At 71.5% G+C, this 23130-nt stretch carries 24 protein-coding genes; 13 read left to right on the top strand and 11 right to left on the bottom strand.

The features are described 5' to 3' along the window. Position 1: 1 nt before the first annotated feature. The 4 genes from ACIQBL_RS19165 to ACIQBL_RS19150 are packed head-to-tail and all read left to right on the top strand — an operon-like array spanning position 2 to position 3936. Positions 2 to 445: a Zn-ribbon domain-containing OB-fold protein gene (locus tag ACIQBL_RS19165; protein WP_401943144.1), complete on the top strand. Its 444-nt coding sequence runs from the start codon at positions 2 to 4 to the stop codon at positions 443 to 445. Continuing rightward, complete coding sequence (locus tag ACIQBL_RS19160; protein WP_401943141.1) at positions 442 to 1590, top strand: thiolase family protein; 1149 nt, start codon at positions 442 to 444, stop codon at positions 1588 to 1590. Before ACIQBL_RS19165 ends, ACIQBL_RS19160 begins: the two co-directional genes overlap by 4 nt. A gap of 13 nt (positions 1591 to 1603) precedes the next feature. Beyond that, positions 1604 to 2824 carry an acyl-CoA dehydrogenase family protein gene (locus ACIQBL_RS19155; RefSeq protein WP_401943139.1) on the top strand — a complete coding sequence of 407 codons (1221 nt, stop codon included), beginning with the start codon at positions 1604 to 1606 and terminating at the stop codon, positions 2822 to 2824. Beyond that, positions 2821 to 3936, top strand: a complete 1116-nt coding sequence (locus ACIQBL_RS19150) for an acyl-CoA dehydrogenase family protein (protein WP_401943138.1) — start codon at positions 2821 to 2823, stop codon at positions 3934 to 3936. The genes ACIQBL_RS19155 and ACIQBL_RS19150 overlap by 4 nt, the downstream gene beginning before the upstream one ends. Positions 3937 to 3999: 63 nt before the next feature. Here the strand turns inward: ACIQBL_RS19150 and ACIQBL_RS19145 are convergent, their stop codons facing one another. From ACIQBL_RS19145 to ACIQBL_RS19120, 6 genes are read right to left on the bottom strand one after another with little or no spacing between them, the layout of a single operon-like run. Next, positions 4000 to 5157, bottom strand: coding sequence for an acyl-CoA dehydrogenase family protein (locus tag ACIQBL_RS19145; protein ID WP_401943135.1), 1158 nt, complete (start codon positions 5155 to 5157; stop codon positions 4000 to 4002). A gap of 28 nt (positions 5158 to 5185) precedes the next feature. Then, the gene (locus tag ACIQBL_RS19140; RefSeq protein WP_401943133.1) at positions 5186 to 5710 is read right to left on the bottom strand and encodes a DoxX family protein; all 525 of its coding nucleotides are present in this window, start codon (positions 5708 to 5710) and stop codon (positions 5186 to 5188) included. Next, entirely contained in the window at positions 5707 to 6618 is a 912-nt protein-coding gene (locus ACIQBL_RS19135) for an SDR family NAD(P)-dependent oxidoreductase (RefSeq protein ID WP_401943130.1), read from the bottom strand. Before ACIQBL_RS19135 ends, ACIQBL_RS19140 begins: the two co-directional genes overlap by 4 nt. Positions 6619 to 6621: 3 nt before the next feature. Further along, positions 6622 to 7788 carry a CaiB/BaiF CoA transferase family protein gene (locus ACIQBL_RS19130; protein ID WP_401943128.1) on the bottom strand — a complete coding sequence of 389 codons (1167 nt, stop codon included), beginning with the start codon at positions 7786 to 7788 and terminating at the stop codon, positions 6622 to 6624. Positions 7789 to 7818: 30 nt separating this feature from the next. Next, a complete protein-coding gene (locus tag ACIQBL_RS19125; RefSeq protein ID WP_401943125.1) occupies positions 7819 to 8589 on the bottom strand; it encodes an enoyl-CoA hydratase/isomerase family protein in 771 nt (256 codons plus the stop codon). Between the two features lie 10 nt (positions 8590 to 8599). After that, entirely contained in the window at positions 8600 to 9355 is a 756-nt protein-coding gene (locus ACIQBL_RS19120; protein ID WP_401943123.1) for an SDR family NAD(P)-dependent oxidoreductase, read from the bottom strand. A gap of 90 nt (positions 9356 to 9445) precedes the next feature. Here ACIQBL_RS19120 and ACIQBL_RS19115 point away from each other — a divergent pair, with 90 nt between their 5' ends. From ACIQBL_RS19115 to ACIQBL_RS19095, 5 genes are all read left to right on the top strand, one after another. Further along, entirely contained in the window at positions 9446 to 10588 is a 1143-nt protein-coding gene (locus tag ACIQBL_RS19115; protein ID WP_401943120.1) for an acyl-CoA dehydrogenase family protein, read from the top strand. A 113-nt stretch (positions 10589 to 10701) separates the two neighbouring features. Next, positions 10702 to 12276 (top strand): AMP-binding protein, encoded by a 1575-nt coding sequence (locus ACIQBL_RS19110; RefSeq protein ID WP_401943118.1) that lies wholly within the window; start codon positions 10702 to 10704, stop codon positions 12274 to 12276. Between the two features lie 4 nt (positions 12277 to 12280). Next, a complete protein-coding gene (locus ACIQBL_RS19105; RefSeq protein ID WP_401943115.1) occupies positions 12281 to 13432 on the top strand; it encodes a thiolase family protein in 1152 nt (383 codons plus the stop codon). Further along, positions 13429 to 13830, top strand: coding sequence for a Zn-ribbon domain-containing OB-fold protein (locus tag ACIQBL_RS19100; RefSeq protein WP_401943113.1), 402 nt, complete (start codon positions 13429 to 13431; stop codon positions 13828 to 13830). The genes ACIQBL_RS19105 and ACIQBL_RS19100 overlap by 4 nt, the downstream gene beginning before the upstream one ends. Before the next feature lie 5 nt (positions 13831 to 13835). Beyond that, entirely contained in the window at positions 13836 to 14594 is a 759-nt protein-coding gene (locus ACIQBL_RS19095; protein ID WP_401728396.1) for a FadR/GntR family transcriptional regulator, read from the top strand. A 7-nt stretch (positions 14595 to 14601) separates the two neighbouring features. Here ACIQBL_RS19095 and ACIQBL_RS19090 read toward each other — a convergent pair whose 3' ends face one another. The 3 genes from ACIQBL_RS19090 to ACIQBL_RS19080 are packed head-to-tail and all read right to left on the bottom strand — an operon-like array spanning position 14602 to position 17569. Continuing rightward, on the bottom strand, positions 14602 to 15624 hold the full coding sequence (locus tag ACIQBL_RS19090; protein WP_401943109.1) for an LLM class F420-dependent oxidoreductase: 1023 nt from the start codon (positions 15622 to 15624) through the stop codon (positions 14602 to 14604). Beyond that, the gene (locus ACIQBL_RS19085; RefSeq protein WP_401943106.1) at positions 15621 to 16763 is read right to left on the bottom strand and encodes an acyl-CoA dehydrogenase family protein; all 1143 of its coding nucleotides are present in this window, start codon (positions 16761 to 16763) and stop codon (positions 15621 to 15623) included. The genes ACIQBL_RS19090 and ACIQBL_RS19085 overlap by 4 nt, the downstream gene beginning before the upstream one ends. A gap of 5 nt (positions 16764 to 16768) precedes the next feature. Beyond that, complete coding sequence (locus tag ACIQBL_RS19080) at positions 16769 to 17569, bottom strand: enoyl-CoA hydratase/isomerase family protein (RefSeq protein ID WP_401943105.1); 801 nt, start codon at positions 17567 to 17569, stop codon at positions 16769 to 16771. Between the two features lie 90 nt (positions 17570 to 17659). On the opposite strand from ACIQBL_RS19080, the gene ACIQBL_RS19075 reads away from it, so the two are divergent. From ACIQBL_RS19075 to ACIQBL_RS19065, 3 genes are all read left to right on the top strand, one after another. Further along, entirely contained in the window at positions 17660 to 18526 is an 867-nt protein-coding gene (locus tag ACIQBL_RS19075) for a crotonase/enoyl-CoA hydratase family protein (RefSeq protein ID WP_401943102.1), read from the top strand. A 236-nt stretch (positions 18527 to 18762) separates the two neighbouring features. Further along, positions 18763 to 19059, top strand: a complete 297-nt coding sequence (locus tag ACIQBL_RS19070) for a hypothetical protein (RefSeq protein WP_401943100.1) — start codon at positions 18763 to 18765, stop codon at positions 19057 to 19059. A gap of 99 nt (positions 19060 to 19158) precedes the next feature. Next, entirely contained in the window at positions 19159 to 20568 is a 1410-nt protein-coding gene (locus ACIQBL_RS19065; RefSeq protein ID WP_401943098.1) for a family 1 glycosylhydrolase, read from the top strand. Here the strand turns inward: ACIQBL_RS19065 and ACIQBL_RS19060 are convergent. Both ACIQBL_RS19060 and ACIQBL_RS19055 read right to left on the bottom strand, forming a co-directional pair. Beyond that, entirely contained in the window at positions 20547 to 21047 is a 501-nt protein-coding gene (locus ACIQBL_RS19060) for a MaoC family dehydratase N-terminal domain-containing protein (RefSeq protein WP_401943096.1), read from the bottom strand. The two genes, ACIQBL_RS19065 and ACIQBL_RS19060, sit on opposite strands and share 22 nt — an antisense overlap. A 32-nt stretch (positions 21048 to 21079) precedes the next feature. Further along, complete coding sequence (locus ACIQBL_RS19055) at positions 21080 to 21901, bottom strand: enoyl-CoA hydratase/isomerase family protein (RefSeq protein WP_401943094.1); 822 nt, start codon at positions 21899 to 21901, stop codon at positions 21080 to 21082. Between the two features lie 107 nt (positions 21902 to 22008). Between ACIQBL_RS19055 and ACIQBL_RS19050 the strand changes: the two genes are divergently transcribed. Then, entirely contained in the window at positions 22009 to 23130 is a 1122-nt protein-coding gene (locus ACIQBL_RS19050; protein ID WP_401943091.1) for an acyl-CoA dehydrogenase family protein, read from the top strand.

The following is a 23130-nucleotide window of genomic DNA, read 5'->3' as shown; positions in this document are numbered from 1 at the left end:
CATGACGACCACTCAAAAACCCGTCGCTGAAGGCCTGTTCACCTGGCCGCCCGCCGACAGCACACCTCTTCGTCTCATCGGTTCCGAATGCACGGCCTGCGGACTGGTGAGTTTCCCCGCCGCCGCGGACTGCGTCCGGTGCGCGAGCACGGAGTCCAAGGAACGGCTCCTGGCGGAACGCGGGACGCTCTGGACGTACACCACCCAGGACTTCCGTCCGCCGTCCCCGCCGTACGACGGCCCCGAGGCCTTCGAGCCGTACGCGGTCGGCTACATCGAACTCCCCGGCGACCTGCTGGTCGAGGCCCGCCTGACCGAACCCGACCCGGCAAAGCTCAGGATCGGGCAGGAGATGCGGCTGACGCTCGTGCCGTACACCGTGCGGGACGACGGCACCGAGATCGTGACGTTCGCGTTCGCCCCGGCCGAGGAGGAGACACCGTGACAGAGGCCGTGATCATCGGCGTGGGGCTGCACCCCTTCGGCCGGTTCCCCGGGAAGCCCGCACTGGACATGGGCGCGGACGCCGTACGGCTCGCGCTCGCCGACGCGGGCGTCAACTGGCCGCAGATCCAGGGCGGTTACGTCGGCAGCTACGAGGTCGCCAACCCGGACGCCATCGTCGCCCGGCTCGGTCTGACCAGCGTCCCCCTGCGCGGGGTGTTCAACGGCTGTGCCACGGCCGGTACTTCGGTGGCGCTGGCCGCCCGCGCCATCGAGACCGGCGAGCACGACCTGACCATCGCGATCGGCCTGGACAAGCATCCGCGCGGGGCGTTCGCCGCCGACCCGTCCGTCGCCGGCCTCCCCTCCTGGTACGGACAGACCGGCCTCTTCCTCACCACCCACTTCTTCGGCATGAAGATCAACCGCTATATGCACGACCACGGCATCTCCCACGAGACCCTCGCGCGCGTCGCGGCCAAGAACTTCGGCAACGCGGCCCGGAACGAGAAGGCCTGGCGCCGAACTCCCCTGACCATGGAGGAGATTCTGGCCTCCCCGGTCCTCAACCACCCCCTCCGCCAGTACATGTACTGCGGCCCGGACGAAGGCGCGGCGGCCCTCGTGCTGTGCCGGGCCGACCAGGCCCACAAGTACACCGGGAAACCCGTACGGATCCGGTCCACCGCCCTGCGCAGCCGCCGGCTCGGCGCCTTCGAGGTGCAGAGCCCGTCGTTCCCGGTCGGGGAGGTCGTCGCGAGCCCGACGGTGGACGCCTCCCGAGAGGCGTACGAACGCGCGGGCATCGGTCCCGAGGACGTCGACGTCGCCCAACTCCAGGACACCGACGCCGGATCGGAGGTCATCCACATGGCCGAGAACGGCCTCTGCAAGGACGGCGAGCAGGAACGCCTCATCGCCAAGGGCGCCACCGAGATCGGCGGCAGACTCCCGGTCAACACCGACGGCGGACTCCTCGGCAACGGCGAACCGATCGGCGCGTCCGGACTGCGCCAGATCCACGAGATCGTCCTCCAACTGCGCGGCACGGCGGGAGACCGACAGATCCCCGGCACACCCCGCGTCGGCTACACCCACCTGTACGGCGCGCCGGGCGTGTCCGCGGTCACCATCCTGAGTACCTGAGGGCAGAGCGGACATGGCAGACGACATGCAGGACTTCGCGGCCGAGGCACGCGCCTTCCTCGACGCCCACGCGCCGAAGGCCCCCGACCGCACCGCCCCCGTCTGGGGCGAGGGCGACGACTCGATGGCGTACTTCAGCAGCCTCCCGCCCGAGGCGGAACGCGAGCACGTCCGGCGGGCGCGCGACTGGCAGCGGATCCGCCACGAGAACGGCTTCGGCTGGATCACCGGCCCGGTCGAGTACGGCGGCCGGGGTCTTACCCCCGTCCACGACCTGCTCTACGACGCCGTCGAGTCCGAGTACGACGTCGCCGACACCGGGGTCCTCAGCGTGATCGGCCTCGGCATGATCGGACCGACGATCCTCGCCCACGCCCAACCCCACATCAAGGAACGGTGGTTGCCCGCGATGTACCGCGGGGACGCCATCGCCTGCCAGTTGTTCAGCGAACCCGGCGCGGGCTCGGACCTGGCGAGCGTGGCCACCCGGGCGGTCCGGGAGGGCGACCACTGGGTGCTGAACGGCCAGAAGGTGTGGACCTCGGTCGCCCAGCACAGCCAGATCGGCCTCGCCCTCACCCGCACGAACCCGGACGCCCCCAAACACCGGGGGATCACGGCCTTCCTGGTCCCGATGGACGTCCCCGGCGTCGAGGTAAGACCGCTGCGGCAGATGACCGGCGGCGCGGACTTCAACGAGGTCTTCCTCACCGACGTCCGCATCCCCGACGACCACCGGCTCGGCGAGGTCGACGGCGGCTGGACGGTCGCCCTGACCACCCTGATGAACGAGCGGGCGACCGTCGGCAGCGAGGGCCTGGGCCCGGTGGCCGCCGCGCTGTCCCCGGACCACCTCGCGGCCCTGCTGCGCGCCACCTGGACCTGGGACGACCGCGCCCTGCGCGCCCGGCTCGCGGAACTCCTCGTGGACGCCCTCGCCACCCGGCACCTCAACACCCGCGCCCTGCGCACCCTGCGCGCCGGCGGCACACCGGGCCCCGAGATGTCCGTCTCCAAGCTGATGTACGGCCAGAACCTCACCCGCGCCGCACACTTCGTGTCCGACGTCCTCGGCCCCCGGATCATCGCCGACACCGGGCAGTGGGGCACCTACGCCTGGTCCGAACTCCTCCTCGCCACACCGGCGTTGCGCATCCTCGGCGGCACCGAGGAGATCATGAAGAACATCCTCGCGGAACGCGTCCTCGGACTGCCCAAGGAGGTGCGGTCATGACCGCTGACGAGAACGAACTGCGCGAACTGCGTTCCTCCGTACGGGAGTTCCTGGAGGCCAAGTCACCCGAGGAAGCCGTCCGCAAGCTCATGGAGAGCGAGCCGCGCTACGACCCCGCGGTGTGGGCGCAGGCGGCCGACCAACTGCGGCTGCCGGGCCTGGTGATCCCGGAGGAGTACGGCGGCGACGGCTTCGGCCTCGTCGAACTCGGCGTCGTACTGGAGGAGATGGGCCGTGCCCTGCTCTGCGCCCCCTTCTTCGCGACGGTCGTACTCGCGGCCCAGGCACTGCTTGCCTCCGGCGACCGGGCGGCCTGCGGACGTCACCTCCCCGGCATCGCGGCCGGCCGGACGACGGCCGCCCTAGCGGTCGCCGAGGACAGCGGGTCCTGGGACCCCGCGCTGATCTCCGCACGCGCCGTCCCGGACGGGGACGGCGCCTGGAGACTGACCGGCCGCAAGTCCTTCGTCGTCGACGGTACGACCGCCGATCTGCTCCTTGTCGTCGCCCGTACCGTCGCCGGCCCCTCGCTCTTCGCGGTGGACCGGGACGCCACGGGACTGTCGGCCGTGTCGATGGAGACCCTGGACGCGACCCGGGCGATGGCCCGACTGACGTTCGACGCGGTGCCCGCGACGCTCGTCGGCGCGGACGGGGCGGCCGGGCGCGCGATGGCCAAGGTGTTGGACGTCGCGTCGGTCGGGCTCGCCGCCGAGCAGTCGGGCGGGGCGCGCCGGTGTCTGGAGGCGAGCGCCGAACACGCCCGCACCCGGCACCAGTTCGGCCGGCCGATCGGCTCCTTCCAGGCGGTCAAGCACAAGTGCGCGGACATGCTCGTCCAGGTGGAGCTGGCCGAGGCCGCCTCCCGGGAGGCGGCGCGGCTGGCCGACGAGGGCTCCGCGGAATTCGCCGTCGCGGCGGCCGTGGCGCACGCCTGCTGCTCGCGGGCGTACATGTTCGCGGCCATGGAGAACATCCAGGTCCACGGCGGCATCGGCTTCACCTGGGAGCACCCGGCGCATCTGTACTTCCGGCGCGCGAAGTCCTCGCAGCTGCTGTTCGGCGGGCCCGCCGTCTACCACGAGCGGCTGCTGGACCGGCTCGGGATCTGAGCCTGGGTATGCACGACGACGAAGGCCCCGGGGCAGCCCCGGGGCCTTCGTCGTCGGCGTAGGTCAGCCCCGGGCCGCCTCGCCCAGCAGCGCCTTCGCGATGATGACCTGCTGGATCTGGCTCGTGCCCTCGTAGATGCGGAACAGGCGGGCGTCGCGGTAGAAGCGTTCGACGGCGACCCCGCGCATATAGCCGGCCCCGCCGTGGACCTGGACCGCGCGGTCGGCGACCCGCCACACCATCTCGCTGGCGAAGTACTTGGTGCAGGACGGGCCGATCTTGGTGTCCGTACCGGCGTCGAACGCGCGGGCGGCCTCCAGGACCGTGGCGCGGCCGGCGTAGTAGTCGGTCATGGAGTCGGCGATCAGACCCTGCACGAGCTGGAAGGAGCCGATGAGCTTCCCGGACTGGCGGCGGGTGCGGGCGTACTCGACGGACTCGTCGACCAGCCGCTCGGCCATGCCCACGCACAGGGCCGAGATGTGCACCCGGCCGTGCGCGATGCAGCCCATCGCCGTGCCGAAGCCCCGGTTCAGACCGGCCTCGCCGCCGACGAGGGCCGACGCCGGTACGCGGACGTCGTCGAAGAACACGTCCGCTGTCCAGGCGCCGAACTGGCCCATCTTGTGGTCCTTGGGAGCCACGGTGAGGCCCGGGGTGCCGGCCGGGACCAGGAAGGTGGAGATGCCGCGGGTGCGCGGGGCGTCGGGGTCGGTACGGGCGAAGACCATGAAGACGTCGGCGAGCGGGGCGTTGGTGATGTACCGCTTCGCCCCGTTGATCACCCAGTCGTCGCCGTCCGGATGTGCCCTGGTGGTCAGGGTCGAGGGATCGGAACCCGCCTCCGGCTCGGTGAGCGCGAACGACGCCAGGACCTCGCCCGAGGCGATTCGCGGCAGCCAGTCCGCCTTCTGCTCTTCCGTGCCGCCGACCATCAGGACGTGCCCGGCGATGCCGTTGTTCGTGCCGAACATCGAGCGCAGGGACGGGGTGGTGTACCCCAGCTCGAACATCAACTGGGCCTCCTCGTGCATCGACAGCCCCAGCCCGCCGTACTCCTCGGGCAGCGCGAAGCCGAACAGGCCCATCTTCCTCGCCGCCTCACGGATCTCCGCGGGCATCTCGTCCTTCTCGTCGATCTCCGCCTCAAGCGGTACGACGCGCTCGCGCACGAAGCGCCGGACCTCGGACAGCACCGCGCTGAAGTCAGCCGCGTCCATGTCGACTCCCTTGTTGCCCTAAGTGATCTCAGTCAGCTGTTTGTGTCTCGTCCGGCTTCCGCTCCGGCCGGTAGCACACGGCCAGCAGCCCGGCGGCGCTCGCCGTGCCGACCCCCAGGGCCAGTAACGCGGGCCCAGCGCCCGTGCGTTGGCGGCGCAGCACCCCGTCCAGTGAGTACCTGCCGGGGCCCAGTGCGGCCAGGGCGACGGCCGCGCCGCCCACGACACCGACGTACTCCCAGCCGCCCTTGAAGACGAAGAAGCCCTTGCCCCGATGGTCGGTTCGGGCCGCCACGGTCATCAGACCGACGGCTGCCGCCGCCGGGAGGGGGTTGGCCGCGCCCAGCGCGAGCCCCACGCCGGCCGCCATCTCCGTCCCGGCGGCCATCCGGGCGTGCACCTCGGCGGGCCGCAGTCCGAGCGACTCGAACCAGCCCGTCGTGCCCTTGAGACCGCCCGGCCCGGCGACCTTGTTCCAGCCGTGCGCGAAGAGCATCGGGCCGAGCGTCGCCCGCAGGACGAGCGCGGCGACGTCATGGCCCCGTGTCCTCACTGGCCGACTCCGGTGGCCCGCCCGGCAGGGGCGACACCGTACAACTGCGGTACGGCGTCCACGAGTTCGTCGTAGGAGAGCGCCTGTCCCGACGCGCTCGGGTGGACGCCGGCGACGGTCCAGCCCTGGAGGCGGTTCAGCCGGTTGCCCTCGATGCGCAGGACCTGGCCGGTCAGCCAGGACGCGCTGTCGGAGGCCAGGTAGACGACGACGCCCGAGGCGTTGGCGGGGTCGCGCGGGTCGAAGCCCTCGACGGCCCGCAATGATTCACCGATGGACAGGCCGTCCGTCATCCGCGTGGCCGCGATCGGCGAGATCGCGTTCGCGGTGACACCGTACTTGCGCATCTCCAGGGCCGTGAGGACGGTGAGCCCGGCTATCCCGGCCTTCGCGGCACCGTAGTTGGACTGCCCCTGGTTGCCGAACAGGCCTGTTCCCGAGGTGGTGTTGATGACGCGGCCGGTGACGCGCTCACCCCGCTTCGACGCCTCGCGCCAGTACGCGCACGCGTGCCGGGTCAAGGCGAAGGTGCCCTTGAGATGGACCGCGATCACGGCGTCGAACTCGGCCTCGGTCATCGAGAACAGCATGCGGTCGCGCACGATCCCCGCGTTGTTCACGACGATGTCCAGGCGCCCGAACTCCGCGACCGTGTCCGCGACCAGGGTCTCGGTCGCCGCCCAGTCCGTCACCGACGCGTGGTTGGCGACCGCCTGCCCGCCCAGCTTGGTGATCTCGGCCACCACCTCGTCGGCGGGGGAGTCACCGGTCTGTTCGCCGTGCACGCCGGCGCCGAGGTCGTTCACCACCACGGTCGCGCCGGCCTCGGCCAGCGCCAGGCAGTGCGCCCGGCCAAGACCCCGGCCGCCGCCGGTCACTACGGCGACCTTGTCGTCGAGGATGCCCACCTGCTACCTCCCGGTTGTGTCGAGTTCGCGGAGTACGTCGTCGGTGTGCTCGCCGAGCGTCGGCGCCCCGGCGCGCGGCTTGTCGTCAACACCCCAGAAACTGACGGGTGTTGCCACGGTCCGCAGCGGCGGCGCGTCACCCATGCCGGGCTGTTCGACGAACGCCCCCACGGCTTCGGCCTGCGGATCGGCCGCCACCTCCGCGAGCGTCTGCACCGGCGCCCACCACACGCCCTCGGCGTCGAACCGCTCCGCCCACTCGTCGAGTGGCCGCCGGGCGAACTCCGCGTCGAACTCGGCGATCAGTTCGCGTACATGACCACGCCGTGCCTTGCCGGTCGCGAACCGTTCGTCCGTCTCCAGGTCCGCGCGGCCGAGCGCCTTGACGACGCCGGGCCAGTGCCGGTTGCCCTCCAGACCGACCAGCCAGAACCAGCGGTCGTCAGCGGCCCGGTAGGAGTTGTAGAGCGGGGACTCGTGCTCGGTACGGTGCCGGGTACGGCCGCGCCTGCCGAAGAAGTTCTGCAGGGCCAGGTCGTTCCCGTTGGCGTAGGTGCCGGACCGCAGCAGTGATACGTCCACCACGCCTCCCTCGCCGGTGCGTTCGCGGCGCAGCAGCGCGGCCAGCACACCGGCGACCAGGTTCGCCGCGGCCGTACGGTCACCAAGTCCCGGGCGGATGCCGGGCGGTGGCTCACCGGCCGGGTTGAGCATGGCGGCGATGCCGGGCCGCGCCCAGAAGGCGGAGACGTCGTACCCGGCACGGTCCCGCTCCGCTCCCGTCCAGCCGTAACCGGTCAACGTGCCGACGACCAGGCGGGGATGGCGGGCGCGCAGTTCGTCCGGGGCCAGGCCCAGGCGTTCCAGCGCGCCGGGGCGGAGGTTGGTGACGAAGACGTCGGCACGCTCCAGCAGCCGTTCCAGTACGTCCTTGCCGTCCTCCGAGCGCAGGTCGAGGACGATCCCGCGCTTGCCCCGGTTGTCGGTCTCGAACGGGGGCGCGCTGTCGATGTCCTGGCCGACGTGCCGGAGCGTGTAGCGGTTGGGATCGCCGGTCGGCGCCTCCACCTTCACCACGTCCGCGCCCCAGTCCGCGAGCATGGTGGCCGCGGCCGGAGCCGCCACCCACATGCCCAGCTCGACAACCGAAATGCCCTCCAGTGGCCGCACAACCCACCTCCCTGTCTGTCGGAACGCCTGCTAGATGCCGCGGAAGTCGCCGGGTCGGCGTTCCCGGAAGGCCTTCAGGCCCTCGGCCCGGTCCTCGGTGGAGAACAGCACCGAGACGGTCTCGCGCTCGTAGGAGATCGCCGCCTCCAGGTCCATCCCGAGGCCGTAGTCGATCAGTCGCTTGCCCGCAGCGAGGGCCAGCGGGGCCCCGGCTGTCAGCGCGGCGGCGAGTTTCTCGGCGACGCCCAACGCCTCGCCGGGCTCGGCGAGTTCGTTGACCAGCCCGACCGTGTGCGCCCGCTCCGCGTCGATCGGTTCGCCGGTGAGGATCATCTGCTTGGCGATCGCGGGCGGTATCAGACGCGGCAGGCGTTGTGTGCCGCCAGCGCCCGGCAGTACGCCGAGCTTCATCTCGGGCAGGCCCAGCCGCGCGCCCCGCTCCGCGACTCGCAGGTCGCAGGCGAGCGCAAGTTCGAGGCCGCCGCCGAAGGCGAACCCGTGGACGGCCGCGACCGAGGGCTTGGGGAAGTCCTCCAACAGGGCGTACGCGTCGGTCAGTCGCCGGACGAAGGAGTGGAACTGCCGTGGTGCCGTGAACGATTCGATCTCACCGATGTCGGCTCCGGCCGAGAAGGCCCGGCCCGCCCCGGCCACGACCAGGGCGCGTACGTCGTCGTTGTCGCGCAGTTCGTTCAGCGCGAGGGTGAGCCGGTCCACGGTCTCTGACCCGATCGCGTTGAGCCGCTCGGGCCGGTCGAGGGTCAACACGGCGATCCGGTCATGGAGTTCGACACGCAGCATGGTGTCCGCCTCAGGCCATCGTGAGTCCGCCGCTGACCGAGAGCGTCTGCCCGGTCATGTAGGCGGCGTCGTCGGACGCGAGGAAGGCCACCACACCGGCGATGTCGGCGGGCTGGGCGACGCGGCGCAGCGGGATCGCCCGCAGGGTCGCGTCGTACATCTTCTGGCTGTACTCGGCGACCTGCCCGAGCAGCGCGGTGTCGGTGGGCCCCGGGCAGACGCTGTTCACGGTGATGCCGTGCCGGGCGACCTCGCGGGCCAGGGCCTTGCCGAAGGCGATGACACCGCCCTTCGTCGCGGAGTACACGACCTCGCCGGACGAGCCGACGCGGCCGGCGTCCGAGGCGATATGGACGATCCGGCCGCCGCCCCGCTCGATCATCGGGTCGAGGACGGCCCGGGTCATCGTGATCGTCCCGCGCAGATTGACGGCGATGATCCGGTCCCAGGTCTCCTCGGCGCTGTCGACGAACCGGCCGATGACGTCGACGGCCGCGTTGTTCACCAGGACGTCCACCGGGCCGAGTTCGGCGGTCACCCGCTCCAGGGCCGCGCGGACGGCCGCGCTGTCGGAGATGTCCGCGCCGACTCCCGTGGCGCGCACGCCGTACCGCTCCGCGAGCAGGCCCGCGACCTTGCCGGCCGCCTCCGCGTCCAGGTCGCAGACGGCGACCGCGGCTCCCTGGGTGGCGAGCCGGTCGGCGATCGCCCCGCCGATGCCGCGGCCCGCTCCGGTGACGAGTGCCACCTTGTCCCGTACGCTCACGCGCCCTCCCTCGCCCGGCTGCCGATACAGCGCTATCGTATAACTACTTCAGCTAAATAAGCGAGATGCCTGAGCGGAGTGGAGTCCAGCATGCGCCGAACGATCTTCACCGAGGAGCACGAGCTGTTCCGGGAGACCGCCCGCTCCTACTACCTGCGCGAATGCGCTCCGTACGCCGACCAGTGGGAGCGGGACGGACAGGTGAGCCGGGCCGCGTGGGCGGCGGCGGGCAAGGCCGGACTCATCGGCTGGCAGTTCCCGGAGGAGTACGGCGGCCAGGGGATCCGGGACTTCCGCTACAACGCCATCATGGCCGAGGAGATGGCGGCCACCAGCTCGGTCGGTATCGGGCTCGGGCTGCAGAACGACGTCATCCCGCCCTATCTGACGAACCTCACCACCCCTGAGCAGAAGGCCCGTTGGCTGCCCGGAGTGACCAGCGGCGAGACGATCTGCGCGCTCGCGCTGTCCGAGCCGGCCGCCGGATCCGACCTCAAGGCCATCCGCACCACCGCCCGCCGCGACGGCGACGAGTGGGTGATCGACGGCTCCAAGACCTTCATCACCAACGGCATCCTGGCCGACCTGGTCGTCGTCGCCTGCAAGACCGACCCCGACGCCGGGCACAGGGGCATCAGCCTGATCGTCGTCGAGCGGGACACGGAGGGCTTCGAGCGCGGGCGCAAGCTCGACAAGGTCGGAATGAAGGCGCAGGACACCGCCGAACTCTTCTTCCACGAGGTCCGCGTCCCCGCCGAGAACCTCATCGGGCAGGAGAACCGCGGTTTCCACCACATGATGGGCAACCTCCCCACCGAACGCCTCGCCATCGCCGTCTCCTCGCTGGCGGCGGCCGAGCGGGCCTTCGACCTGGCGCTGGACTACGCCAAGACCCGCACGGCGTTCGGGCAGCCGATCGGGGAGTTCCAGGCCAACCGGTTCGCCCTCGCCGACATCAAGGCCAAGCTGGGCGCCGCCCGGGTCTACGTCGACGGCTGCATCATGGCCCTGTTCCAGGGCGAGTTGACGGCCGAGGAGGCCGCGGCGGCCAAGTACTGGACCTCGGAGACCGGCTGGCAGGTCATCGACCGCTGTATGCAGCTGTTCGGCGGCTACGGCTACGTCAACGAGTACGAGATCGCCCGGATCTGGCGCGACAGCCGGGTGCAGCGGGTGTTCGGCGGGACCTCGGAGATCATGCAGGAGATCATCGGGCGCTCCCTGGGGCTCTGACATCGGGTCCACTCATTGACTACCTTGGATAAATAGGTTAGCTATTTAACCTGGATGAGTGCACGGCCGCTTCCGACTTCCGCCCCCTTCCGAAAGCCCTTGGAGTCAAGAGCATGCATTCCGCCCGTCGCCTGACGTTCGGCGACATCATCCGTGAGCACCGAAGGTCCTTCCCCGACGGCACCGCCCTCGTGGACGGCGAAGTCCGTTTGACCTGGCCGGAGTTGGACGAGCGCACCAACCGTCTCGCCAACGCACTCACCGTCGCCGGGGTCGGCCCCGGCGACCGCGTCCTGTGGCTGGGGCAGAACTCCTTCCGTATCTGGGAGCTGCTCGGCGCCGCCGCGAAGATCGGCGCCATGGTGTGCCCCGGCTACTGGCGCTGGGCCGCCCCCGAAATGGCGTTCGCGGTCGAGGACTTCGACCCCCGGGTGGTGATCTGGCAGGACGAGGAGATCGGCGACACGGTCGCCAAGGCGCGGGCCGAACTGGGCAGCGACCAGCGGGCGTTGTGGCTGCGGCACGACAGCGAGGGCCCCGGCTCCTACGAGTCCTTCCTGGCCTCCGGCGCGGCCGAGGACCCGGCCGTCGACATCGACCCGGACACCGCGCTCCTGGTCATCTACACCGCGGCGATCTCCGGCCGTCAGTCCGGCTCGATGCTCTCGCACCGCAACCTCCTCGCCATGGGCGCGAGTTCCGCCTGGATGGGGGACATCGGCACGGAGACCGCCTTCCTCGGCGCCGGACCGATGTTCCACATCGGCAACTACCAGTTCTGGGGCGTCCCGGCCTTCGTGCACGGCGGCAAGAACGTCGTCGTCCGCCGGGTCGTCGCCGAGGAACTGCTCCCCCTGCTGGCGGCGGAGCGATGCACGCACGCGTACCTCATGCCCCCGACGATCGCCCAACTCGTCGCCCTGAACAGGGAAGCGGGTCACGACCTCTCGCACCTGCGGGCCAGCGTCGCCGCCCCCCTCTGGCAGGGCACGGTCCCCACCGACACCAGCCGCTTCACCCGCAACGGCGGCGGCGAGGGCCGCGGATACGGCCAGACCGAGGTGACCGGCTTCGCCGTGACCGGCGCCTACGGCGGCACGGGCACCGGCAGCGCGGGACGGCCGGGGCCCCTCACCGCCGTACGCATCCTGGACGGCACCGGCAAGGAGTGCGCGGTCGGCCAGGCCGGCGAGATCTGTGTGCGAGGCGACCTCGTGCACCTCGGCTACTGGAACCGGCCCGAGATCAACGAGGAGCGTTTCCGCTTCGGTTGGTGGCACACCACCGACCTCGGCCGGCGCGAGGCGGACGGCACGATCAGCTTCCTCGGCACCACGACCCGCATGCTGAAGTCGGCGGCCGAGAACATCTTCCCGGCCGAGGTGGAGAACTGCATCGAGTCCCACCCGGCGGTGAAGGAGGCCGCCGTGATCGGCGTCCCGAACGAGCGCTGGGCACAGGACGTCAAAGCGGTCGTCGTCCTCCACCCGGACGCCGAGGCGCTCACGGCGGAGGACGTCGTCGAGCACTGCCGGGCGCGGATCGCGTCGTACAAGAAGCCGAAGACGGTGGAGTTCGTCGAGGCGCTGCCGCGCACCAAGGACTTCGCCAAGGACTACGACGCGCTCGACGAGCGCTTCGGCGGGGGCGGCTACCCCGGCGGCGACCAGCTCGGCGCGGGACGGTGACGCCGTGAACGACCGGCAACCCGTCGTCGTCGGCGTACATGCCACCGAGCAGGCCCTGTCCCTCCCGCACCGCGACGCGATGGGCCTCGCCCTCGAAGCGGTGCGCGGCGCCATCGAGGACGCCGGGCTGACCCCGGCGGACATCGACGGCGCCCAGGTCGACTGGCCCGGCCCGGGCGGGGTGCCCGGCGAGGGCAGCTCCTGGGCGCGGATGCTCGGCCGGGACCTGCGCTGGACCAGCGACTCGATGCTCGACAACGCCGGCTCGCGGGGCCTGCTGAAGGCGGCGGCGGCCGTACGGGCGGGCTTCGCCGACACGGTCGTGGTCGGCGGCTGCAAGCTGGTCTCGCGTGGCGGGGGCCCGGTCGGCGCGGGAGTGCCGCTGGAGTTCGCCGACGTCTGGGGCAGCTACGTCGTGGCCCAGTTCGCGCTGGTGGCGGCCCGGCACATGCACGAGTACGGGACGACCGCCCGCCAGCTCGCGGAGGTCGCCGCCACGATCCGCAACAACGGCACCACCAACCCGGAGGCGATGATGTACGGCCGCGGCCCGTACACCGCCGCCGACGTGCTCGCCTCCCGCATGGTGGCCACCCCGTTCCACCTGCTGGACTGCTGCATCGTCGGCGAGGGCGGCGCCGCCCTCGTGGTGACCACCGCCGAACGGGCCCGGGACCTGCCCCACCCGCCCGTCGCCGTGCTCGGCGGCGGCATGGAGTACCACCAGGCCGCGTACGCCAACCCCGCGCTGTACCGCGAGGTGGGCCAACTCGGCCGGGACGCGGCCGGCCGCGCCTACGCCATGGCCGGTGTGAGCCCGCACGACGTGGACGTCTTCTCCCTCTACGACCCCAACTCCTTCGAGATCATCAGGCAGTTGGAGATCCTCGGACTGTGCGGCGAGGGCGAGGGAGGCCCGCTGGCCGCCAGCGGCGCCATCGCCGTCGGCGGCAAGCACCCCGTCAATCCCGACGGCGGCTGCCTGGCGTACGCGTGGAACGGAACCCAGCAGATGACACTCAAAGTCGTCGAGGCCGTACGGCAGTTGCGCGGCACCGCCGTCCACCAGGTCGAGGGCGCGGAGCTGGCGGTCGTCGGCAACGCGGGCTCCGGCGCGCAGCACTACGAGATGAGCGTCCTGGGGAGGACCCGATGAGCCGCCCCGTGCCCGTGCCCACCACGCTGTCCCGGCCCTTCTGGGAGGCGGCCCGGCGCGGTGACCTGGTCGTCCCGCACTGCCCGGCCTGCGGGCTGCGCTTCCTGGTGCCCGAACCCGCCTGCCCCGGCTGCATGTCGGCGGACTGGCGGTACGTGCCCAGCGCCGGCCGGGGCACCGTCTACGCGGTGACCATCGTCCACCGCGCACCCGGCCCCGGCTTCGAGACACCGTTCGCGCTGGCCGTGATCGACCTGGACGAGGGCGGCACCCTGCTCTCCCACGTCGACGCGGGCGACCCGGACGACGTGACCATCGGCATGCGGGTGCGCGTGGACTTCCGGCCTCTCACCGACGAGATCACCCTGCCGTACTTCGTGCCGGTCCCAGGCGACTGAAGGAGATGGATGCCGTGGCGAACACGCCGGTGAGGGTCCCCAAGATGGCCGAACTGGTGGCGGCCCAGCTGCGCCGCAAGATCGTGCGCGGGGAACTGGCCGAGGGGGAGGCGCTGCCCGCCGAGACGGCCCTGATGGCGGAGTTCGCCGTCTCCCGGCCGACGCTGCGCGAGGCGTTCCGGGTACTGGAGTCGGAGTCGCTGATCAGCGTGCGCCGGGGCGCCCGGGGCGGGGCACGCGTGCAGGTCCCCGAGGGCACGGTCGCCGCCCGCTACGCGGGAGTCGTCCTCGAATACCGCGGCACGACCCTCAAGGACGTCTACGACGCCCGTACGGTCATCGAGGCGCCGTGCGCCGGTCTGCTGGCCCAGCGCCGCACGGACCGGGACCTGGAGCGGCTCCGGGCCTCCGTCGCCGAGGCCGAGGGGCTCATGGACGACCCCTCGGCCTTCATCCGCGCCCACATGGAGTTCCACGCCCTCGTCGTCGAACTCGCCGGCAACGAGACGCTGAGCGTCCTCAACGGCATGGTCCGGCACATCATCGACCAGGCGAACTGGTCCCACGTCGACCTCGACGCCGGCAGCCCCGAGAACATCCGGGCCAACCGCCGGGGCTTCCGCGCGCACGGCGCCCTCGTCGAACTGGTCGCCGGGCGCCGGACCGAGGCCGCCGAGGAGCTGTGGCGCCTCCACCTCCAGGAGGCCGAGGACTATCTGCTGCAGAGCAGGTCCATGACGACGGTCCTGGACCTGCTCGGCTGACGTACCGTCAACTCCCGTGCAGCTCCTGGACGATGGGCTCCCACACCTCGGCGTCGATCTCGTACGCGGTGTAGAAGGACACCCGGTCGACCAGACTCCCGTACCGGCGCCTGATCTCGCCCGCGACCCGCTCCGGCTCAGCGACGACCGCGAAGGTGTGCAGGACCTCGTCGTCGACGAGCCCGCCCATCGCCTCCCACTTGTCCTCGCGGGACGACTTCGACAGCGTGTTCAGCTCGTCACCGAGATCGCCCCAGCCGTGCAGCTCCAGGACGCCTCGATAGGCGGGCGTGCTGCCGTAGAAGGCGATCTGGCGGCGGGTGCCGTCGATCGCGCGGGCCAGCTCCTCCTCGGTGCGGCCGGTCGCGGTGAGCAGCAGATGGGAGACGGAGAAGTCGTCGCGCGTACGGCCGGACCGCTCCAGGCCCGTCCCGACGATGGGCAGGGTCACCTCCCGCAGATACCGCTCGGTGGTGAAGCCGTGCGCCAGGAGGCCGTCGGCGACCTCGCCGGCCACCCTGGTCATCCCCTCGCCGACCGCGGCCACGAAGACCTTCGGGGCGCCCCCGGGAGCGGGCGGGGGCGAGAAGAAGGGGGACATGAGCGTGTGCTGGTAGAAGTCGCCCCGGAAGTTCAGCTTCTCGCCCTCGTTCCAGGCGGCCCAGATCGCGTGCAGCGCGCTCACGTACTCCCGCATACGTGCGGCCGGGCGGCTCCACGGCATCGAGAAACGCCGCTCGATGTGCGGCTTGATCTGACTGCCGAGGCCGAGGGAGAAGCGCCCGCCGGAATAGGCCTGCAAGTCGTGGGCGGTGTACGCGAGTTGCATGGGGGAGCGGGCGAACGCCACCGCGATCGCCGTGCCGACCTCCAGCCGCTCGGTGTGCTCGGCCGCGAGCAGCAGCGGCAGGAACGGGTCGTGCTGCGACTCCGAGGCCCACAGGCCGTCGTAGCCCGCCTTCTCGTGGTGCCGGGCCTCCTCCACGACCTCCGCCGTACCCCACACACTGAGCTTGCCGTCGACCTTCATGCCGTTCCTTCCACTGTGACCGCGTCCAGCCCGATGCGCCGCGCGAGCAGTTCGCGGTGGTACTCCGGGTCCCCGAACAGTAGTTGTGACGTCTTGGCCCGCTTCAGATACAGGTGGGCCGGGTGTTCCCAGGTGAAGCCGATGCCGCCGTGGACCTGGATGTTCTGTTCCGTCGCCTGTAGACACGCGTCGGAGCAGAACGCCTTGGCCAGGCTCGCCACCGCGGGCAGTTCCGGGTCCTCGTTCGCTGCCGCGAGCAGCGCGAAGTGCGCGGCGGCACGCGCCGACTCCACTTCGAGCAGGACGTCGGCGAGCAGGTGCTTCACGGACTGGAAGGAACCGATGGGCCGCCCGAACTGGTGCCGCACCTTGGCATACTCCACCGCCGTGTCCAGCGCGCGCGAGGCCACCCCGACCTGTTCGGCGGCGAGCGCCACCGCGGCCCGGTCGAGCACCTGCGAGACGAGGTCCCAGCCGTCGCCGTGCGTCCGCAGCCGGGTCGCCGGTACGTCGTCGTAGTCGAGCCGGGCCTGCCGGCGGGTGGGGTCCATGGTGGCGAGGGGAGTGCGGGTCAGTCCCGCCGCGTCGCCGTCCACCCGGAAGACGCCGATGCCGTCGTCGGTCCGGGCAGCCGTGAGGACGACATCGGCGGTGGCGCCGTCCAGGACGAAGGTCTTGTGTCCGGTCAGCAGCCAACACCCTCCCGCTGAGCGGGCGTTGAGCCGAATCCCCGTCGCGTCCCAACGGGCCGAGTCCTCGGTCAGGGCCAGTGTCCCGACCAGTTCGCCCGAGGCGAGCCCCGGCAGCAGACGCTTGCGGGCGTCCTCGTCGTCGCAGCGCAGCAGCGTGGTCGTCGCCAGCACGGCCGAGGAGAGGAAGGGCGCGCACACCAGCGCCCGGCCCAACTCCTCCATGACCACGCCCACTTCGACAGGTCCGCACCCGGCGCCGCCGTACTCCTCGGGGACGGCCAGCCCCTGGAGGCCGAGTTCCGTCCCCATCCGGCGCCACAGCGCCCGGTCGAAGCCCTCCGGTGTGTCCATCAGCCGCCGTGTCTCGGTCTCGGGCGAGGTGTCCGCGAGGAACGCCCGTACCGTGCGCCGCAGTTGCTCCTGCTCGTCGCTGAACGCGAAGTCCATGCCGCTCAGCCCTCCGCACCGGCGCGGCGACGACCGCGCGAGGCGATGATCTGCTCCACCGCGGCGATGTGGTCCGGGTCGTGCATGCTGTCCCGCTCGGCGAGCAGCGCCGGCTCCAGCACGGCGGCCATGGCCTGCTCCAGATGCAGGTTCACCGCCCGCTTGGTGCCGCGCAACGCCTGCGCGGGCAGGGCGGCCAGCCGGCCGGCCAACTCCATGGCCTCGTCCAGGAGCTTGTCCTTCGGTACGACACGGTTGGCAACGCCGAGCCGGACCGCCTCCTCGGCGCTCACCCGCTCGCCCAGGAACAGGAGTTCCTTCGCCCGGGTCAGCCCGACGAGCAGCGGCAGCACGAGCGCGCCGCCGTCACCCGCGACGAGACCGACCTGGACGTGCGGGTCGGCCACATAGGCGTCGTCCGCGATCAGCACCAGGTCGCTCAGCAGGGCCAGGCTGCAACCGAGCCCCACGGCGGGCCCGTTGACCGCCGCGATCACCGGCAACGGGCAGCGGACCAGGCCGGTGATGATCCGCCGGGCCTCGTCGACGTTCCGCTGCCGGAAGGCGGGGTCGCGCTGGACCCGGGTCATGATGTCGAAGTTGCCGCCCGCGCTGAACGCCCTTCCCCGGCCGGTGAGTACGACCACCCGCGCCTCCGGGTCGTCGGCGACCGTGTCCCAGACCGACGCGAGGCCGGAGTGCAGCTCCTCGCTCATCGCGTTGAGCTGGTCGGGCCGGTTCAGCTCGATCAGCCGGACCGGCCCGAGTGCCGTCACCACCAGATCCGTCATCTCCACCGCCACCATCCAGGAACAGTTCAGTAGAGTTGAATGCTATAACTAATTGAGCTTTATGAGAACCAGGTCGCGGAGTGCCGAGCCCGACGGAGGACACGCATGCCGGAGCAGGAGTACGAAACCGTGCGGACCGAGGTGGCGGACCGGATCCTCACCGTCACGCTCGACCGGCCGGAGAAGCTGAACGCCTTCAACCCCCAGATGATGAGCGACCTCCTCGACGTCCTCGACGTGGCCGACGCCGACGACGACGTACGGGTGATCGTGGTGACGGGAGCAGGGCGCGGATTCTGCGCGGGGGCCGACGTCAGCTCCGGCGGGTCGTCCTTCGACCATCGCCGGGCGGGGGACTGGCACCGGGACACCGGTGGCCGGGTCGCGCTGCGGATCTTCTCCAGCACCAAGCCGGTCATCGCGGCGGTCAACGGCCCGGCGGCCGGCGTCGGCGCCAGCATGACCCTGCCCATGGACATCCGGCTGGCCTCGACCTCGGCGAAGTTCGGGTTCGTGTTCGCGCGGCGCGGCATCGTGCCGGAGTCCGCGGCGAGCTGGTTCCTGCCGCGGGCCGTGGGGATGCAACGGGCGATGGAATGGGTGGCCACCGGCCGCGTCTTCGGCCCCGACGAGGCCCTGTCGGCCGGGCTGGTCCGCTCCGTCCACCCGCCGGAGGAACTGCTGCCGGCGGCATACGAACTCGCCCGCGAGATCGCCGAGAACACCTCGGCGATCTCGGTCGCCCTCTCCCGCCAGATGATGTGGCGGATGCTCGGCGAACCCCACCCGATGGCCGCCCACCGGCTCGACTCGCGCATCATGAGCCGGATCGGCGGCGGCCCGGACCCCGTGGAGGGCGTCGAGTCCTTCCTCGCCAAACGGCCCCCCGAGTTCCCGGGCCGGGTCAGCAAGGACATGCCGGATGTCTATCCCTGGTGGCGGGACGAGGAGTTCCGGCCCTTCGGGGAGTAGGCGGCACCGGGGCAGGGGATAGCGCGCTCGCTTGCGGACTCCGGTGCGTGGAAAGGCCGTTGGGCATCTCGGCAGGGGCCCGGTCATGTCCTGCGCCCACGGTTGAGGGCGGCCTCCGCGCCGCCTCTGGGACACCCCTCACGGCCACGCCGAACCACCACTGTTCCGAGCAGGTCCGCCGCGTCGGGGGCGCTCTCTTCCGCCGTATGCCTCACCTCTTCGGGACCGCTCCGATCATGGCCGAAACACTCCCCGATCCCACCGCCCGCGACGACTGGGAGATCATCGACGCGGCCCTCCACCAGGGCCGCCGCGATCACCACGCGGTCGGCACCCGCCCGGCGCGCCCGGCCGTGCACGATCTCGGGGACGCCCGTCCGCGCCCGCGCGGCATCGCCGGCCTGCGGATCGTCGACGGCCGGGCTCTGCTTTCCCGCGACCCCGACGCGACGATCACGGCCACGGCCCGGCGGCCCGCCGACCTCACCCCGGACACGGGCCGACCCCGCCCCGACACTCTGCCGGACCGATGAGATCTGTCCGAAACATTGTCGTCGTATCCCCGAAGTGTTAGCGTCCGGACGGCGGGCATTCAGTTGAATGCGTTAGCTATTCCGCCCGGGACGGTGACCATGAGCGATGGTTTCCTGTACGAGTCTTTCCACGGTGTCGACTGGGGAGTCGCCACCGCGGACGCCATCGCGGCCCCACCGCCGCCCCCGCCGGAACGCGCGGGGCACTTCCGGCAGTGGACCGACGACATCCGGCAGCTGGTCGGCGTCACGCCCGACACGCACCGGATGGTCGCCGGGTGGCCGCTGCTCCAGCCCGACGGCCCCGGCAGCTGGGACCGCGCGGCGCTGGACCGCTGCGACCGCGAACTCGACTCCCTGCTCGCCCTCGGCCTGCGCCCCTGCCTCACCCTGTTCGACCGGTCGCTGCCGCCCTGGCTGGAGGACTCCGGGGGCTGGCTCGACCGCGGCACGGCCGAGCACTTCGCCGTCTACGCCGCCGAGTTGGGCCGCCGCTACGGCGACCGCGTCACCCGCTGGATCACCTCCACCGACCTTGCCGGACCCACCCTCGCCGACCACGTGGCCGGGATGTACACCCCGGGCCGGGGCATCGGCCGCGCGGGCCTGCCCGCGGTCCACCACATCCTGCTCGCCAACGGACTCGCCACCCGCGCTCTCCGCGAGGCCGGCGTGAGCGGCCGGATCGGTACTACGGTCACCCTCGTCGGCGGCTACGCGGCCACCGAGGACCCCTTCGACCGGCTCGCCCTGGACCGCCTGCTGAGCTGGACCAACCGCCTCTTCCTCGACCCCCTGCTGCTCGGCGAGCACATGGTGACCGAGGACGACGTCGTACCGATCGAGGACACCGGGTGTGTGCGCCCCGGCGACCTGGACGTCATCGCCACCCCGCAGGACCTCCTCGGCCTGTCCTGGCACACCCCGTTCCGCGTCACCGCACCGGAGAACCTCGCCCGCGCCCTGCCGGCCGACAAGTGCCAGAGCAGGCTCAACGAGGTCAACCGGCTCCTGGTGGGCCTGGGCTTCGCGATCGTCCCCTTCGACGACGTGGAGACGACGGCGTACGGCTGGCCCATCCTCCCCGAGGGTCTGGCCGACGCCGTCGCGGACCTGCACGACCTCTACGGTGAGCTGCTGCCGCCGCTGTCCGTCGTCGACAACGGCATGGGCGACCTGGACCTCGTCGACGGGACCGGCCACAGCGACGACGCCCGCCGCCGGTCCCTGCTGCGCGCCCGGCTGTCCTGGCTGGGCCGGGTCATCGAGCGCGGTGTGGACGTCTGCGGCTACGAGTACTGGTCGGTGCTCGACAACCTGGAGGCGAAGTTCCGCTACACCCGCCTCTACGCGATGGCCGTCCCCGACCACGAGCCCCCGCCCCGCCCGCCGATGCCCTCGGACTGGCTGCGGGCCGGAGCCTTCGCCGGACCCGAGGCACCGGACCGGGCGGCCGGGCTGGCCCTGGTCCCGCCCGGCCCCCGGGATCAGCGCGTCGGCGCCTCGTAGTCCCGGCCCCGGATCAGCCGCACCGGCGTGTAGACGAGCACGTCCTCGTCCCGCTGGTTGCGTACGGTGATCCGGCTGGTCACCACACCCCGGCCGGGTTTGCCCGACGGCCGGGAGGCCGTGGTCTCGACGACGGCGTACAGGGTGTCGCCGACGTAGACCGGTCCCCGCACGGTCAGTTCCATGTGCAGGAAGGCCAGGCCCGTGCCGTGCAGCACGTTCGTCTGCAGCACCAGTCCCTCGGCGATGCAGTACGTCAGCGCGCCCGGGACCAGCCGCCCGGTGTAGCCGCCGTCGGCCGCGTGCGAGGCGTCCCAGAAGAGCGGCTCGTTGAAGCCGCCCCAGGTGACGAAGTTGACGAGGTCGGTCTCGGTGACCGTGCGGCGGGCGGTACGGAAGACCTGCCCGACCGGCATCTCCTCGAAGGTCAACCCCTTTACCAGCGGGGGGATTTCGGTGCGGGTGTGCTGTGCAGTCATCGCGCGCTCCTCGTGCCTCGTGTGTCCGTGGGTCACAGGTCGATCGGGTGCTTGCCGCCCACGCCCTCGAAGTCCGGGGCACGCTTCTCGCGGTGGGCGGCGAGTCCCTCGACGACCTCGTGGCCGCCGAACCCGAAGAACTCCAGCCCCAGCGAGGCCTCGAAGAGCGGCTGGGCCGTGCGGTACCAGTGGTTGAGGGACCGCTTGGTCCAGCTCAGCGCGCTGGCGGGTCCGGCGGCCAGCAGGGTCGCCACCCGCAGCCCCTCGGCGTGCACGTCCTCGTCGTCCACACACTTCGACACCAGGCCGATCCGCTCGGCCTCCTCGCCGGTCAGCACCTCGCAGGTGAGCAGGTAGTACTTGGCCTTGGCCATCCCGCACAGCAGCGGCCAGCAGATCGCCGCGTGGTCGCCGGCCGCCACCCCGAGCCGGGTGTGCCCGTCGACGATCTTCGCCCGGCGTCCGGCGATGGAGATGTCCGCCAGCATGCCGATGACCAGCCCCGCACCCACGGCGGGGCCATGGATCGCGGAGACCACCGGCTTCGAGCAGTTGATCACCCCGTAGACCATGTCCCGCGCCTCCCGCATCACCCGGGCGCGCACGGCGTAGTCCTCGGTCATGGCCTCGATGGAGTCGAAGGTCCCGCCGGCCGAGAAGGCCTTGCCGGCCCCCTGGACCAGCACCGCGCGGGTCTTCTCGTCCCGGTCGACGACCGGCCAGACGTCGGCCAGCTCACCGTGCATGCGCGGGTCCACGGCGTTGAGGTTCGGCGCGTCGAGCACGATGCGCAGCACACCGGGCGCGGGCCGCTCGAAGGTCAGGCTCGTGAACGGGGCGTAGGGATCGGTCACGTCGCGCTCCTGGTGCAATCGGTGCGGATACTATAATTATCTAACTGTATCGAGAGGCGGGCGGCAAGCGGCCGGTACCCGGCCGCACCGAGGACGGGAAGCTCGGCATGGATCTCACCTTCAGCGAGGAACAGGACGAACTGCGCACGGTCGTACGGTCGTTCCTCACCCGGCACGCCACCGAGGCCGACGTGCGCCGCCTGGCCGGCGACCCGCACGGACACGACCCGTGGATCTGGCGGCGGATGGCCGCGGAGATCGGACTCCAGGGCCTCGCCGTACCGGAGGAGTACGGCGGCTCCGGATTCGGCTACGTCGACCTCGGCGTCGTCTTCGAGGAGACGGGCCGCGCCCTGCTGTGCGCCCCGTACTTCGCCACCGTCGCCCTGGCCGCCGAGGCGCTGCTGCGCTGCGACGACGAGGCCGCCCGCGCCGAACTCCTCCCGGGCATCGCCTCCGGCGAGACGGTCGCCACGCTCGCCCTCACCGAGGACGACGGACGCTGGGACGAGCCGGGCATCCACCTCAACGCCCGTGCGGGAGCGAGCGGTTGGCGGCTCACGGGCACGAAGACCTACGTGCCCGACGGACACCTCGCCGACCTGCTCCTGGTCGCCGCCCGCACCCCCGCCGGCGTCAGCCTCTTCGCGGTCACGACGGCCGACGCCCCGGGCCTCACCCGCACCCCCCTCCCCACCCTCGACCAGACCCGCAAACAGGCCCGCGTCACCTTCACGGACACCCCCGCCCGCCTGCTGGGCGCCGACGGCACGGCCTGGCCCGCGCTGGAACGCACCCTCGCCACGGCCGCCGTCCTCCTGGCCGCCGAACAGGTCGGGGGAGCCGCCGCGGCCCTGGACGCGGCGGTGGGCTACGCCAGGATCCGCGAGCAGTACGGCCGCCCCATCGGCTCGTTCCAGGGCATCAAGCACAAGTGCGCCGACATGCTCGTCGAGATCGAGTCCGCCCGCTCGGCCGCGTACGCCGGACTGTGGGCCCTGGACGCCGGCGACGAGACGGAGATCGCCGTCGCGGCGGCCCTCGCCCAGGCCTTCTGCTCGGAGGCCTTCACCAAGGTCGCCGGCGACAGCATCCAGGTCCACGGCGGCATCGGCTTCACCTGGGAGCACCCCGCGCACCTCTACCTGAAGCGGGCCAAGAGCTCCGAAGTGCTGCTCGGCACCCCCGCGTACCACCGGGAACTGCTCGCCGCCCGGCTCGGCATCTGA

This window comes from Streptomyces sp. NPDC088350, assembly GCF_044753545.1.
Classification (GTDB): Bacteria; Actinomycetota; Actinomycetes; order Streptomycetales; family Streptomycetaceae; genus Streptomyces.
Note: the sequence above shows the minus strand (reverse complement) of the source record. Positions and strands in the feature narration are given on the sequence as shown.

Excerpts from the sequence above, each read along its gene's own strand:
- ACIQBL_RS19165 (WP_401943144.1), top strand. The coding sequence starts at position 2 with ATGACGACCACTCAAAAACCCGTCGCTGAAGGCCTGTTCACCTGGCCG.
- ACIQBL_RS19155 (WP_401943139.1), top strand. The coding sequence starts at position 1,604 with ATGGCAGACGACATGCAGGACTTCGCGGCCGAGGCACGCGCCTTCCTC.
- ACIQBL_RS19150 (WP_401943138.1), top strand. The coding sequence starts at position 2,821 with ATGACCGCTGACGAGAACGAACTGCGCGAACTGCGTTCCTCCGTACGG.
- ACIQBL_RS19145 (WP_401943135.1), bottom strand. The coding sequence starts at position 5,157 with ATGGACGCGGCTGACTTCAGCGCGGTGCTGTCCGAGGTCCGGCGCTTC.
- ACIQBL_RS19125 (WP_401943125.1), bottom strand. The coding sequence starts at position 8,589 with ATGCTGCGTGTCGAACTCCATGACCGGATCGCCGTGTTGACCCTCGAC.
- ACIQBL_RS19115 (WP_401943120.1), top strand. The coding sequence starts at position 9,446 with ATGCGCCGAACGATCTTCACCGAGGAGCACGAGCTGTTCCGGGAGACC.
- ACIQBL_RS19110 (WP_401943118.1), top strand. The coding sequence starts at position 10,702 with ATGCATTCCGCCCGTCGCCTGACGTTCGGCGACATCATCCGTGAGCAC.
- ACIQBL_RS19100 (WP_401943113.1), top strand. The coding sequence starts at position 13,429 with ATGAGCCGCCCCGTGCCCGTGCCCACCACGCTGTCCCGGCCCTTCTGG.
- ACIQBL_RS19095 (WP_401728396.1), top strand. The coding sequence starts at position 13,836 with ATGGATGCCGTGGCGAACACGCCGGTGAGGGTCCCCAAGATGGCCGAA.
- ACIQBL_RS19090 (WP_401943109.1), bottom strand. The coding sequence starts at position 15,624 with ATGAAGGTCGACGGCAAGCTCAGTGTGTGGGGTACGGCGGAGGTCGTG.
- ACIQBL_RS19085 (WP_401943106.1), bottom strand. The coding sequence starts at position 16,763 with ATGGACTTCGCGTTCAGCGACGAGCAGGAGCAACTGCGGCGCACGGTA.
- ACIQBL_RS19080 (WP_401943105.1), bottom strand. The coding sequence starts at position 17,569 with ATGGTGGCGGTGGAGATGACGGATCTGGTGGTGACGGCACTCGGGCCG.
- ACIQBL_RS19075 (WP_401943102.1), top strand. The coding sequence starts at position 17,660 with ATGCCGGAGCAGGAGTACGAAACCGTGCGGACCGAGGTGGCGGACCGG.
- ACIQBL_RS19070 (WP_401943100.1), top strand. The coding sequence starts at position 18,763 with ATGGCCGAAACACTCCCCGATCCCACCGCCCGCGACGACTGGGAGATC.
- ACIQBL_RS19065 (WP_401943098.1), top strand. The coding sequence starts at position 19,159 with ATGAGCGATGGTTTCCTGTACGAGTCTTTCCACGGTGTCGACTGGGGA.
- ACIQBL_RS19060 (WP_401943096.1), bottom strand. The coding sequence starts at position 21,047 with ATGACTGCACAGCACACCCGCACCGAAATCCCCCCGCTGGTAAAGGGG.
- ACIQBL_RS19050 (WP_401943091.1), top strand. The coding sequence starts at position 22,009 with ATGGATCTCACCTTCAGCGAGGAACAGGACGAACTGCGCACGGTCGTA.